Origin of the sequence: Vibrio chagasii, from assembly GCA_041879415.1 — a bacterium.
In the GTDB taxonomy this organism is placed as follows: Bacteria; Pseudomonadota; Gammaproteobacteria; order Enterobacterales; family Vibrionaceae; genus Vibrio.
In genome coordinates this window covers 211335-224700 of record CP090853.1, presented here as the reverse complement: position 1 = coordinate 224700, position 13366 = coordinate 211335, and the positions used below count along the sequence as shown (strand labels likewise).

General features: G+C 45.4%; 14 protein-coding genes. 6 read left to right on the top strand and 8 right to left on the bottom strand.

Translation table 11 applies throughout. From position 1 onward, the window contains the following. Window positions 1-184: 184 nt before the first annotated feature. Window positions 185-682, bottom strand: a complete 498-nt coding sequence (gene rsd, locus L0991_23220) for a sigma D regulator (protein XGB65690.1) — start codon at window positions 680-682, stop codon at window positions 185-187. Between the two features lie 165 nt (window positions 683-847). Here rsd and nudC point away from each other — a divergent pair, with 165 nt between their 5' ends. Together nudC and hemE are read left to right on the top strand one after the other, a co-directional pair. Continuing rightward, on the top strand, window positions 848-1657 hold the full coding sequence (gene nudC / locus L0991_23215) for an NAD(+) diphosphatase (GenBank protein ID XGB65689.1): 810 nt from the start codon (window positions 848-850) through the stop codon (window positions 1655-1657). A gap of 299 nt (window positions 1658-1956) precedes the next feature. After that, entirely contained in the window at window positions 1957-3024 is a 1068-nt protein-coding gene (gene hemE / locus L0991_23210; protein XGB65688.1) for a uroporphyrinogen decarboxylase, read from the top strand. Between the two features lie 106 nt (window positions 3025-3130). Here the strand turns inward: hemE and L0991_23205 are convergent, their stop codons facing one another. Beyond that, a complete protein-coding gene (locus L0991_23205) occupies window positions 3131-3724 on the bottom strand; it encodes a uracil-DNA glycosylase family protein (GenBank protein XGB65687.1) in 594 nt (197 codons plus the stop codon). Then, on the bottom strand, window positions 3724-4650 hold the full coding sequence (locus L0991_23200) for a D-2-hydroxyacid dehydrogenase (protein XGB65686.1): 927 nt from the start codon (window positions 4648-4650) through the stop codon (window positions 3724-3726). The genes L0991_23205 and L0991_23200 overlap by 1 nt, the downstream gene beginning before the upstream one ends. A 71-nt stretch (window positions 4651-4721) precedes the next feature. Here L0991_23200 and L0991_23195 point away from each other — a divergent pair, with 71 nt between their 5' ends. Next, the gene (locus L0991_23195) at window positions 4722-5309 is read left to right on the top strand and encodes a DUF416 family protein (GenBank protein ID XGB65685.1); all 588 of its coding nucleotides are present in this window, start codon (window positions 4722-4724) and stop codon (window positions 5307-5309) included. Window positions 5310-5390: 81 nt separating this feature from the next. Here L0991_23195 and L0991_23190 read toward each other — a convergent pair whose 3' ends face one another. After that, window positions 5391-6542, bottom strand: coding sequence for a hemolysin family protein (locus L0991_23190; GenBank protein ID XGB65684.1), 1152 nt, complete (start codon window positions 6540-6542; stop codon window positions 5391-5393). Between the two features lie 270 nt (window positions 6543-6812). On the opposite strand from L0991_23190, the gene hupA reads away from it, so the two are divergent. Together hupA and L0991_23180 are read left to right on the top strand one after the other, a co-directional pair. Next, window positions 6813-7085, top strand: a complete 273-nt coding sequence (hupA, locus tag L0991_23185) for a DNA-binding protein HU-alpha (GenBank protein XGB65683.1) — start codon at window positions 6813-6815, stop codon at window positions 7083-7085. Window positions 7086-7132: 47 nt separating this feature from the next. After that, entirely contained in the window at window positions 7133-7837 is a 705-nt protein-coding gene (locus tag L0991_23180) for a DUF1481 domain-containing protein (protein XGB65682.1), read from the top strand. A 160-nt stretch (window positions 7838-7997) separates the two neighbouring features. On the opposite strand, the gene purD is transcribed toward L0991_23180, so the two are convergent. Continuing rightward, window positions 7998-9287: a phosphoribosylamine--glycine ligase gene (purD, locus tag L0991_23175; GenBank protein ID XGB65681.1), complete on the bottom strand. Its 1290-nt coding sequence runs from the start codon at window positions 9285-9287 to the stop codon at window positions 7998-8000. Window positions 9288-9583: 296 nt separating this feature from the next. Then, window positions 9584-11176 (bottom strand): bifunctional phosphoribosylaminoimidazolecarboxamide formyltransferase/IMP cyclohydrolase, encoded by a 1593-nt coding sequence (gene purH / locus L0991_23170; protein XGB65680.1) that lies wholly within the window; start codon window positions 11174-11176, stop codon window positions 9584-9586. A gap of 325 nt (window positions 11177-11501) precedes the next feature. Here purH and zntR point away from each other — a divergent pair, with 325 nt between their 5' ends. Next, window positions 11502-11933 carry a Zn(2+)-responsive transcriptional regulator gene (zntR, locus tag L0991_23165; GenBank protein ID XGB65712.1) on the top strand — a complete coding sequence of 144 codons (432 nt, stop codon included), beginning with the start codon at window positions 11502-11504 and terminating at the stop codon, window positions 11931-11933. Between the two features lie 130 nt (window positions 11934-12063). Here zntR and fis read toward each other — a convergent pair whose 3' ends face one another. Together fis and dusB are read right to left on the bottom strand one after the other, a co-directional pair. Beyond that, window positions 12064-12360 (bottom strand): DNA-binding transcriptional regulator Fis, encoded by a 297-nt coding sequence (gene fis, locus L0991_23160; protein XGB65679.1) that lies wholly within the window; start codon window positions 12358-12360, stop codon window positions 12064-12066. A 23-nt stretch (window positions 12361-12383) separates the two neighbouring features. Further along, window positions 12384-13352: a tRNA dihydrouridine synthase DusB gene (gene dusB / locus L0991_23155; protein ID XGB65678.1), complete on the bottom strand. Its 969-nt coding sequence runs from the start codon at window positions 13350-13352 to the stop codon at window positions 12384-12386. Between the last annotated feature and the right edge of the window lie 14 nt (window positions 13353-13366).

Sequence of the window (13366 nt, the reverse complement as noted above, 5' to 3'; positions counted from 1 at the left end):
CTTTTACTGATGCTAGCCGGTGAATCACAAGCATCGGTGGCAAGAGGATAATCGTGGATGGGTCGTAGATACGGATTGATGGTTTGCTGGTGGTAATTAGGCTTCAACAGAGTTGAGTGGGCAGGGGAGTTATAGGCAAAACAAAAAGCTTGCACAGAGGCAAGCTTATTAAGGGTTCAGTTAACTAAGCGCCTGGTGGAATCGCTAAGCTGTCTGCAATAAGCTGGATAAGAGTATCTTCGACTTCAAAACGTACTTCGAGTAGTTCACCTACTTTCGACATATCTCCTTCGAAGTTAGGCAACTCATCGTTTGCACTTACTTTAACGTACTTATCATTGAACTCTAGAAGCGGCTCGGTTGTGAGTACGATCTTCGCGTAAGTTGTATCAATCTCGTCATTGGTTTTAAAGCCTGTTGCTTGCCATTTCTTCATGACCATATCGTAGATCTTAAAATGGCCTTCTGAGATATAATCGACAACATGATCGCAGAATGAGCTGATTTCTTTAGGAGAAGGGAGTTCAACAACGTTTGATTGCCCGTTGCTAGCTGGCTGCAAGGCACCTAGCTTGCAATATTCGACGATGAGAGCTTGTCGAGTTTCGAGCCAATGATCGATGACCTCGCTTGAGCCACCCCATTGTTCTTGTATTTGTTTAAATTTATTTAGCATGACCATGTCCTCATGATCTGATCACAACCGTGTGATCATTGAAATTGCCTAAGCAGGGTCCGTTTATCGATATCTACTAAAAGTAATAGCTTGAAATATTCTCTGCCACAACTCTAGTATGAAATTAGATTGCCAGTAAAATGAACGAACTGCAAGCAATGAGGCATAGGGATGTTAAAAAAAAGTGATAAGAAAATGACAGAGCAAGCTTATTGGTGCGTCGTTTCCGGTAGTGATATTTGGGTTAATAATGATCAGTTTCCTTTCGGCTCTGCCGACGAGCTAGGGCTGAGTGTTGAGCATGCAATCTGTATTGGTCAGCATCAAGGTCGTAAAGTCTATTGGTTGAACGACTGTGACGTTGAGGCAGAGCTGACCATGGTCAACCTAAGAGAGTTATTACACTGGCCTGAATCGAGTTTTCTTACTGCAAGTAAAGCCATCCAATATGGTCACATGACCCAGAGCATGCGTTTTTGCCCGCAGTGCGGTGGCCGTAATCACCTAAACCATAATCAAGTGGCGATGCAATGTGGAGACTGTCGTACTCTTCATTACCCGCGTATTTTCCCATGCATCATTGTCGCTGTACGCAACGACAACAAGATATTACTCGCGCAGCACCCAAGGCATAAAACGGGCATGTATACCGTTATAGCGGGCTTTCTAGAGGTCGGAGAGACCTTGGAACAGTGTGTTGCTCGTGAAGTGAAAGAGGAGACGGGGATTGATGTGGATAATATTCGCTATTTTGGCAGCCAACCCTGGGCATTCCCGTCGAGTATGATGATGGGCTTTCTTGCTGATTATGCTGGTGGTACGCTCAAGCCAGATTATAGCGAGCTATCCGACGCGCAATGGTTTGATGTGACGACCCTGCCAGATGTGGCTCCTGTGGGCACCATTGCGAGACAATTGATAGAGAAAACGGTTGATGACGTGATCAAAGCGGGCGTAGCAGAACAAGCGTTGGAGCACTAAATCGCCTGTAATAGTATTTGGCCTATGGGTGGTCAAAAGCTAAAAAAAACCCTCCACAAGTGGAGGGGGTAAGTAAGATGTCGTTATGAGATGCTGAGTAGTGACTACTCAGGTGTTATAATTGTAATTTTCGCTAGCGAACAAATTTTTAACATGCTCCCTTAATTGGGTGCAAATTAAGCATTGATTTAAAAGTTAATAACTTGATCTAGGTTGCAAAGCACACAGCTTTTACCCCTCAATCAGTGTTAGAATACTTGCCATCAAAACTAGACAAGATTGAATTGGAATTTAACGGAATGACCGAATTAAAGAACGATCGCTATTTACGCGCACTTTTAAAGCAGCCTGTTGATTACACACCGGTATGGATGATGCGCCAAGCTGGCCGCTATCTTCCAGAGTACAAAGCAACGCGTGCAGAAGCAGGCGACTTCATGTCTTTGTGCAAAAACGCGGAACTTGCATCAGAAGTAACCCTTCAACCTTTACGTCGTTTCCCGCTTGATGCGGCAATCTTGTTCTCTGACATCCTAACGATCCCTGATGCTATGGGCCTAGGTTTGTACTTTGAGACAGGTGAAGGTCCTAAGTTTGAGCGTCCTATCACGTGCAAAGCTGACGTAGAAAAAATTGGCCTGCCAGATCCAGAAGGTGAGCTGCAATACGTAATGAACGCAGTACGTCAGATCCGCAAAGATTTGAACGGCGAAGTTCCATTGATCGGTTTCTCTGGTAGTCCATGGACTCTAGCGACTTACATGGTTGAAGGCGGAAGCTCTAAAGCGTTCACTAAAATCAAGAAGATGATGTACGCAGAACCACAAACGCTGCACCTACTTCTAGATAAGCTAGCAGACAGCGTTATCGAATACCTAAATGCGCAAATCAAAGCGGGTGCTCAATCGGTAATGGTATTTGATACATGGGGTGGTGTACTGACTCCTCGTGATTACAACCTATTCTCACTGCAATACATGCACAAAATCGTTGATGGTCTAATCCGTGAAAACGATGGTCGTCGTGTACCAGTAACACTATTCACTAAGAACGGTGGTATGTGGCTAGAGCAGATCGCTGCAACGGGCTGTGATGCAGTTGGCCTAGACTGGACTATCAACATCCAAGACGCAGTTAAGCGTGTGGGTGATAAGGTTGCTCTGCAAGGTAACATGGATCCTTCAATGCTTTACGCTTCTCCAGAGCGTATTCGTGAAGAGGTATCGACTATCCTTGAAGGCTTTGGTGATGCTGGTACTGGCCATGTATTTAACCTAGGCCACGGTATTCACTTAGATGTGCCGCCAGAAAACGCTGGTGTGTTCGTTGATGCTGTTCACGAACTATCTAAGCCGTACCATAAGTAATTCTGAGTAAGATAATTGAAAGCGCTGCTGGGTAACTGGCAGCGCTTTTTTATTTCCTTCAGATTGGTAATTCTATACTCGTTTAATTTCGGCTGTGTGCAGCTCATTAGGCATTTGGATCATGGTAGGCCAAATGCTCTGAGATGTGTTTGCGTATGTAAGGAATAACCTCACTTTCAAACCATGGGTTCTTCTTGAGCCAAATATTATTGCGTGGTGAAGGGTGGGGAAGTGGTAAAAACTCTGGTGCCCAAACCTGCCAGTTTTTGACAGTCTCTGTCAGTGTCTTGGTGGCTCTTTCTTTCAAATAGTAGTTTTGCGCATACTGCCCAATCAAAAGTGTCATTTGAACATTGGGCAGTGACTGCAATACTTTCTTATGCCAGAGCTCAGCACACTCCTTACGTGGTGGCAGATCGCCACTCTTTCCTTTACCTGGGTAGCAGAAACCCATAGGTACAATCGCGACCTTTTGTTCGTCATAAAAGGTATCGCTGTCTATCCCTAGCCATTCTCTTAATCGCTCGCCACTGGCGTCATTCCACGGGATGGAGGATTCATGCACCTTGATACCTGGCGCTTGCCCAATGATCAGCAAGCGTGCATTTGGGGGGGCTTGGATAACCGGGTTAGCACCATGTGAAAGGTGGGGTTCACAAGCTCGGCACTGTCTTATCTCGGTGAGTAATGGTGAGCTCATCAGTAACCTTTATTAAAGTCGATGACATGGTTTAGGGTAAATCCATCTCGCCACTGCTTGTAGTTCTCTGCGAAGATCTCGACCACCTGTCTCGGTTCACTGAGTGCGGCAATGTGCGGTGTAATAGTGACTTGTGGCAGTTTCCAGAAAGGGTGATCTTGAGAAAGAGGCTCATGTTCAAACACATCAAGGAATGCATGCTCAACCCAACGGTTTTTAATCGCCAATAACAGCGCTTTGTTATCGATGCTTTCGCCTCGCCCAACATTGAACAGCAGTACGTTAGAGCAGTAGCCAAGGGTCGTTTGGTTGAGCAGTTGATAGGTTTCAGCGGTTGAAGGTAACGTGTTGACCACAATGTCCGCTTGCTTGAGAGCCGCCTCTAGTTCATTGATATGGAAAGTATCTTTAAAGGCTTCGTGCTTTGGGGGAATGCCTGTGCGATTGACTCCTATGGTGTGAATACCAAAGGCTGATGCGGCTTGCGCTAGATGACTGCCAATTGAACCCGTACCTAAAACCACCATGGTTTTATCGGTAAGGCTAGTATAAAGCTGAGGTTGCCAATTTTGTTGCTGTTGTTGCTGGTGGTAGTGGAAAAAGTGTCTGAAGTGACTAATGGTATAACCTAGTACGTACTCTGCGATCGCTGGCCCGAAGATACCTTTCACGTTAGTTAGGGTGTAATCATGGCGCAGGTTGGGCTGAGTGAGTTTATTGATACCAGCGTAGGTACTTTGTAGCCAATCTAACTGCGTAAATTCATCCAGACGATCAGCGATGAGGTGAGGTGAGGCTAATACGATCTCTGCAGACTCTGGGTTTTGAGTGATTTCTAGGTCGGGTAAATCTTGGTTTAGAATCAGTTGTACGTAAGTATCGTCATGCTCAGTAGCAATATAGAGCTTATTAGTAAAATTGTTCATCGGCTTACCTTTTCCCCCCAGGGTTTATCAAGTACACTTTCGCTGTCTTTTTCTGCAATTATTGAGTGACTATGCTTCAGAATCCACTGCAGGTTCGTCTTGAAAAGTTAGAACCTTGGCAACAAATTACCTTTATGGCGTGTCTATGCGAGCGTATGTACCCTAACTATGCCATGTTTTGTGAGAATACAGAATTTGCGGAAGCTCGAATCTATCGTGATGTTTTGGATAGTATTTGGGAAATCCTAACGGTTAAAACGGCGAAGGTGAACTTTGAACGCCAATTAGAGAAGGTTGAAGAACTTTTCCCTAGCGCAGACGATTTTGACTTCTATGGTGTTTACCCTGCAATGGACGCTTGCCAAGGTTTGGCAACGCTTGTTCATGGTCTGCTTGACCGCGAGCATATGTTTGAGGCTGTAATTAAAGTAAGCCAACAGTCGGTTAAAACGGTTGCTGAGCTTGAGTTTGCTCAAGGCGCTGAAGAAGTGACCAACGAAAATCAGAAAGAAAACGAAGCGGTATGTGAAGAGTGGGACGTTCAGTGGGCCATTTTCAGGCCACTGCGTGAAGCGACGGAACGTGATATCGAGTTGATTAAAGACTTACGCCACGAACTGCGTGAAGAACCAGTAAGTAACATTGGCGTTACTCTATAAGTCCGCAATCGAACCAAAGTACATATAAAAACAAAGGCTCCCTTGGGAGCCTTTGTTGTATCTATTGATAACCAATTCAGATTAAGCGTCTTTTTTCTCTTCTTTAGACGCTTGCTCTTTGTCGGTTGCCTTCGAATCTGAAGTATCGCTATCTGCTTGAGTTTCTTCTTCCAACTCGTCTTCTTCATCGCGGCTCTCAATTACGCCGTGTTTCTCTTTCCATTTTTCCCAGCGTTGGAACGCCAACTCTTGCATGTCGGTCGTTTTATCCGCTTCATCAACAATCTCTTCACCTACTAGGTGCTCAAAGATGTCTTCTAGGGTAATGATGCCCTGAATTGTGCCGTATTCATCCACTACAAGAGATAGCTGAAGGCGTTGAGCCATCATCTGATCGAACGCTTTTGGTAATGGCAGGTTATTCAGTAATACGTGAATAGGGCGCATTACGTCACCTAGTGGCTTTTCGCCACAACCCGCTTGTTGCAGCTTGAACAGCTCTAAGCGGTGTACAAAGCCGATGATGTTGTCACTCTGCTCGCTGTAAACCAGCGGACGTGAGAATGGCGTGTCTTTATGGTCCGCAAGGAACTGATTGATGCTCATTTCAGCATCGACACGGAACACAACCGGACGTGGTGTCATTACTTGAGTCACAGGCACATCTTGAATGCCTAATAAGTTACTTAGGATTTTCGATTCACCTTCTGCAAACTCACCACTTTCTTTTGCCAAAATTGCCATTGCAGATAGCTCGTCACGCATTTTTGGTGCTTCGTGACCACGAGCCAAGCGCTTAGTAATTTGCTCTGAGAACCATACAAACGGGGTTAGGAAGAACACCATCCAACGAAGTACGGTTGCCGATGCTGGCGCAAGTTGACGCCAGTAAGTTGCACCAATTGTTTTTGGAACGATTTCAGACAGTACTAAGATACCTAGAGTCAGTACGGCAGAGAATACACCTAACCATTGGCTACCAAAAACAACCGCCGCTTGTGCACCTGCAGTTGCAGCACCGATTGTGTGCGCGATGGTGTTAAGCGTTAAAATTGACGCCAGTGGGCGGTCGATGTCTGTTTTCAGTTTGTCTAACGACTCTGCTGCAGGATGCCCATTTTGTTTTAGTTGAGCGATGTAGCTCGGACTAATACTCAAAAGTACAGCTTCCAAAACAGAACAAATGAAAGAAACTCCAATGGCGATGGAGACGTAAATAGTTAGCAGCAGCATGTTTGCCCTTAAATTAAATTGTACGCTTTATCAGCGATTCAGCGTGGATTATAGAGAAAAAGTAGTGGCTAGGTCATCATTAATTTTGCGCTCAGCCCCTTTTAAACAAGGGCTTGCTTAATAAAATCAGTAACAAATTGTGAGTTATTACTCATATTATGGCTAAAACTACGGCATTAGAGTCAAAGATCGGCGACAAACCTTTGCCAGATGGGGCATTTATGTTTTAGAGTGAATTGAATTCAAAAATACAAAGAAGGGAAACCTAAAATGAACAAGACTCAATTAATCGACTTTATTGCTGAAAAAGCGGACCTTTCTAAAGCACAAGCTAAAGCTGCTCTAGAAGCGACTCTTGGTGGTGTAACAGATGCTCTTAAAGATGGCGATCAAGTTCAGCTAATTGGTTTTGGTACTTTTAAAGTAAACCACCGTGCAGCTCGCACTGGTCGTAACCCAAAAACTGGTGATGAGATCCAAATCGCTGCTGCAAACGTTCCAGCATTTGTTGCAGGTAAAGCGCTGAAAGATTCAGTGAAATAATCTAAACTGTACCGAGGTAGTCGTATTCCACCTCGGTACAGGTTTTTATGAAAAAAGCATTTCTCCTCGTTTCACTATTATCTACATTTCTCATTGGCTGTTCTTCAACAAGCCCTCGCAAAAACCTAGAACAATTTGAAACTTACACCGGCGGCCAAGTCATGGGCGACGCGACAAGTTTTTACTGGGTGACCAACAAGCTCACGCAACCTCATACATCAGCAGATTACGTTACCGTCGGTGATTACGGTTTGTATCAAACTGATTATGCCTGGTCGGAAGGTGTACTTCGCGAGTTTATCCGTGAAGGCGAGCAACGCAACGCATCGAATGAACTGGCCCCATATCGTGTTCATGTACGTTTCAACAAGTCAGGCGAAGCTGTGTACCAGCAGTACCGCATTGCTGGCAAAATTCTACCTATCCGCTCTTCACAGTTAGAGAACTATAAGAAAGAAGCCTCACAGGTCTTAGAGACCACGGCTAAGCAGAATGACGAAGGGTTCAAATTGGTCCAAGGTTATTGGAACGGTCAATCTTTCGAAACTTGCTCGGGTAAAGAGTTTTCAAGCATCGATATTAACCAAGCCTTACCCAACTTTGTGATTAACCGTTTGGCATCAGTGGAAAGTTATGCGGCGTTTCTTGGCAGTGACTCACTAGGAAAAATCACGGTAGAGGAGCTATTGATGTTAGCGGAAGAAAGCCATGATTGTGTTGCAAGACCATCACTGCTGAAGAGTAGCGAATAGATCATTAAAAGCATTTGGCCTACGGTAGGCTAAATACTTATTAGTCTGTACATGTGTATGTCGGACAATAAAAAAGGCGCCCACTAAGGCGCCTTTTTCTATTCTTGGCTTGCTGTCATTTACTTACTGTTATTGGAAAGTAAGCGAGTGATAACAGTGATTACTGCTCTTGCTCGCGCGCAATCGCACGGTAACCAATGTCATTGCGGTGGAACATACCATTCCAGCTCACTTGCTTAGTTAGCGCGTAAGCACGCTCTTGAGCTTCAGAAACCGTGTTACCTAGTGCTGTTGCACAAAGTACACGACCACCGTTTGTCACAACATCGCCAGCTTCGTTATTTGCAGTACCAGCGTGGAAAATCTTTTGACCTTCAACTTCGCTTGTTGGCAGTGAAATTACGTCACCTTTTGCGTAGTCAGCAGGGTAGCCGCCAGCCGCAAGAACAACACCGATAGAAGCACGTGGATCCCACTTAGATTCTGCTTCGTCCAGCTTCTCGTCTATAGCCATTAGGCAAAGTTCAACAAGGTCTGACTCCATACGCATCATGATAGGTTGCGTTTCTGGATCGCCGAAGCGGCAGTTGTATTCAATAACTTTCGGAGTGCCGTCAGCGTCGATCATTAGGCCCGCATAAAGGAAACCAGTGTAAGGTGCGCCTTCTGCATCCATACCACGTACTGTTGGGTAGATAACTTCTTCAAGGATACGGTTGTGGATTTCAGGCGTTACCACTGGAGCTGGAGAGTAAGCACCCATGCCGCCCGTGTTAGGACCAGTGTCTTTGTCGCCAACACGTTTGTGGTCTTGGCTGGTGGCCATAGGCAGAACGCTAGAGCCGTCAACCATCACGATGAAGCTTGCTTCTTCGCCTTCAAGGAACTCTTCGATAACCACGCGGCTGCCAGCTTCGCCAAATGCGTTGCCTGCTAGCATGTCTTTGATTGCGTCTTCTGCTTCTTCAAGAGTCATCGCAACGATAACGCCTTTACCAGCGGCAAGGCCATCAGCTTTAACAACGATTGGTGCGCCTTGCTCACGAACATAAGCGATAGCTGGCTCAATCTCAGTGAAGTTCGCGTAAGAACCGGTTGGGATATCGTGACGAGCTAGGAAGTCTTTAGTGAATGCTTTAGAGCCTTCTAGCTGAGCCGCCGCTTGAGTTGGACCAAAGATTGGCAGGCCCACTTCGCGGAACGCGTCAACCACACCAATAACCAGTGGTGCTTCTGGACCAACGATAGTCAGTTCGATTTTTTTCTCTTGAGCAAACGCCACTAGACCAGCAATGTCTTCAACTCCGATGTTTACGTTCTCAAGTTTTGGCTCAAGTGCAGTCCCTGCGTTACCTGGAGCGACGAAAACTGTTTCAACGTTTGGGTTTTGTGCTGCTTTCCAACCCAAAGCATGTTCTCTACCGCCAGCACCGATAATCAATACATTCATTTTATTTATCCTTTGATAGCTGCGCCATATTGTTAATCTCTGCGTCGAGCTTGCTCATTTATAGTTATAAACTCCGCGAGCTCTCCTTGACCTTATCAATATGGCTTTGCTCTAAAATGAAAAATTCCTAAAAATAAGAGTATTTCAAATTAGCTAAATTAAATAAGTTTTGCTCAAAGTAGTTGGTGATGTGGCTAGGCAGCAATTGAGCCCATCCCCGGGGAGCATAGCCCGCTATGTGACCGGGGTGGGCGAAAGCAGCTAACGACGCCACAGTGCCAAATACGAAGAGGAAATTAGTGGCGGAAGTGACGCATGCCAGTAAAGATCATCGCCATGCCGTGCTCGTCTGCTGCTGCGATAACTTCGTCATCACGCATAGAGCCACCCGGTTGGATAACGCACTTGATGCCAGCTTCTGCAGCCGCGTCGATACCGTCACGGAATGGGAAGAATGCGTCTGATGCCATTACACAACCTTCAACCTGTAGACCTTCGTCTGCAGCTTTGATGCCTGCGATTTTCGCAGAGTAAACGCGGCTCATTTGGCCTGCGCCTACGCCGATAGTCATGTCACCTTTCGAGTAAACGATCGCGTTAGATTTCACGTACTTCGCTACTTTCCAGCAGAATAGGGCATCTTTTAGCTCTTCAGCCGTTGGCTGACGCTTAGAAACTACTTTCAGGTCATCTTCAGACACCATGCCTTGGTCGCGGTCTTGAACCAGTAGGCCGCCGTTAACGCGCTTCACGTCAAAGCCAGTTGTCTTAGTTGTCCACTCACCACACTCAAGTAGGCGAAGGTTTTTCTTAGCCGCTACGATTTCTACTGCTTCAGCAGAAACAGAAGGAGCAATGATAACTTCAACGAATTGGCGCTCAGTAATAGCCGTTGCTGTTGCTGCGTCTAGTTCGCGGTTGAATGCGATGATGCCGCCAAATGCAGACGTAGGGTCTGTTTTGAACGCACGGTCGTAAGCTTCTAGGATATTTTCACCTAGTGCTACACCACATGGGTTAGCGTGCTTAACGATCACACATGCTGGCTCGTCGAACTCTTTCACACACTCAAGTGCTGCATCTGTGTCAGCGATGTTGTTGTAAGAAAGAGCTTTACCTTGGATTTGACGAGCAGTAGAAACTGATGCTTCTTCAGGGTTTGCTTCAACGTAGAATGCTGCTGCTTGGTGGCTGTTCTCACCGTAGCGCATGTCTTGTTTCTTCTCGAACTGTTGGTTGAACGTGCGAGGGAATTTAGACTCTTCATCACCTTCCTTGTTCTCACCGTAAGATGGAACCATAGTGCCGAAGTAGTTAGCGATCATGCCGTCGTAAGAAGCTGTATGTTCGAATGCTGCGATAGCTAGGTCGAAACGAGTTTCTAGTGTTAGAGACTTCTCGTTCGCGTCCATTTCAGCGATAACACGGTCGTAGTCGTGAGCGTTAACAACGATAGTTACGTCTTTGTGGTTTTTCGCTGCAGAGCGAACCATTGTTGGACCACCGATGTCGATGTTCTCAACAGCGTCAGCAAGCGTACAACCTTCTTTGGCAACGGTTTCTGCGAATGGGTATAGGTTTACAACAACCATATCGATAGGGTTGATACCGTGTGTTTCCATCACGTCATCGTCTTGGCCGCGACGGCCTAGAACACCACCATGAACTTTTGGATGCAGAGTCTTAACACGGCCGTCCATCATTTCTGGGAAACCAGTGTAGTCAGATACTTCTGTAACAGAGATGCCTTTTTCAGCAAGCAGGCGAGCAGTGCCACCGGTAGATAGGATATCTACACCACGGTTAGCAAGAGCTTGTGCAAATTCAACGATACCAGTTTTGTCTGATACGCTGATTAGAGCGCGGCGAATTGGACGAGCGTTATTCATGCTTCCATCTTCCTCAAATTCATGGGGTTAAAATAAAGATATTTGCCAAAAAAGAACTTGTTTCTATCTTCTCAACGTGGATTATTCTAGATTCCAGTAAGAGATAAAATATTGGCCAGTTTTGGTAAAGACCTTTGAGGTTAGTCTTACGATTAAGCTATAAGATAACCAACTCCAAATTTGATGGCGCAGATTCTAACTAATTTATTACAAAAAAGCTCGCGCAATCGTTTGGCATCTCAAAAATAATTATGAAAAGTGCCATTTCAGCCTAAAAAGTAACGATAAGGTTAATTGTGAAATGGACGAAGGATTAGGGAAAAACATGTTTCAGATCGGTGAATTAGCGAAACGATGCGGTGTGACAGCCGATACCTTACGCTTTTATGAAAAAAATAATTTGATTGCCCCAGCGAGCCGCAGTGAATCGGGTTATCGCCTATATGATGAAAATAACCAAAAACAGGTGACCTTTATTCTCAAATCTAAAGAGTTGGGGCTTAGTTTAGATGAGATTAAAGAATTGCTCGAGATTCGCTTGGAAGCGACGCAACATAGCTGTGCCGAAGTGAAGTCCATCACCACCGCCAAGTTGGAGATGATTGATGAGAAGATTACTGAGTTAACCAAGATTCGCACTGCGCTTAAAAAGATTAACGATGCGTGTTGTGGCCACATAGATGACAACGCTAGCCATTGTTCGATTCTGGCTGCACTAGATTCAGAAAATGTTGAAAAAGGCCGTTGTTGTAGCTGATAGGCTCATTAGTTTAAAGGAAAGCCTATCTCTCATTACCCATTTCTTCGTTTTCCAATCTACAAGCCAAAAAAAAGCCAAACTCAATGAATGAGCTTGGCTTTCAATTCAATTAATTACGAAAGAACGATTAGTTCATGCCGTATTTTTTAAGTTTCTTGCGAAGAGTACCGCGGTTGATACCCATCATAGTTGCTGCGCGAGTTTGGTTACCGCGAGTGTACTGCATGATGGTGTCTAGTAGTGGCTGTTCAACTTCAGCTAATACTAGTTCGTATAACTCGCTGACTTCTTGACCGTTTAATTGAGCAAGGTAGTTTTTCAATGATGCTTTCACTGAATCACGTAGTGGTTTCTGCGTGATTTGGTCTTGTGATGTTACTGTAGTCACTGTCAATGCTTCTGAAGTCAGATTTTGTTCGAACATATTCGGTCTAGCTCTTCTCGTAATTATGGTGCAACGTTATCAAAATAACCTTCTAACGCCTCAAGCTGCAGATCACCTGCTTCGAGTGCGTTGAAGGTACGGCGAAACTCACTCGCTTGTTCATGTTCTTTTAGGTACCAACCCACATGCTTACGAGCGATGCGAGGGCCTAAAAACTCTCCATAAAATTCATGTAGAGCGTGAACATGGCCAAGCATGATGTCTTTCACTTCCGAAATCGGGAGTGGGTCCATCGTGGTGCCGTTTTCCAAATAGTGTAGGATTTCGTTAAAAATCCATGGACGACCTTGGGCAGGACGACCAATCATTAAAGCGTCAGCGCCGGTGTACTCCAGCACAAACTTCGCTTTTTCCGGGCTATCGATATCACCGTTAGCAATAACCGGAATAGATACAGCTTGTTTCGCCGCTTTAATGTGTTTGTATTCTGCCTCACCTTTGTACATACAAGCGCGAGTTCTCCCGTGAAGGGCAAGTGCCTGTATGCCGCAGTCTTCGGCTATTTTAGCGATTTGGACACAGTTTCTGTTATCTGTATCCCAGCCTGTACGAGTCTTTAACGTTACTGGAACGTCGACTGCGTTTACTACAGCTTTCAAGATCTCTTCAATGAGGTCTGGATACTGAAGTAGGGCAGAGCCCGCAAGCTTCTTATTCACTTTTTTTGCTGGACAACCCATGTTGATATCGATGATTTGCGCACCGTTATCTACATTGAATTGCGCAGCCTCGGCCATAAGCTGTGGATCTGCACCAGCGATTTGTACTGAACGAATGCCCGATTCGCCTTCATGTACCATACGCTGCTGAGACTTCGACGTTTTCCAAACCTTTGGATTGGAGGACATCATTTCACTGACTGCCATCCCCGCACCGTAGCGAAGACACAACTCACGGAATGGTCTATCCGTTACGCCAGCCATTGGAGCGACGATTAGATTGTTCTTAAGTTGATAATTTCCGATTTTCAAAACGTCATCACAGT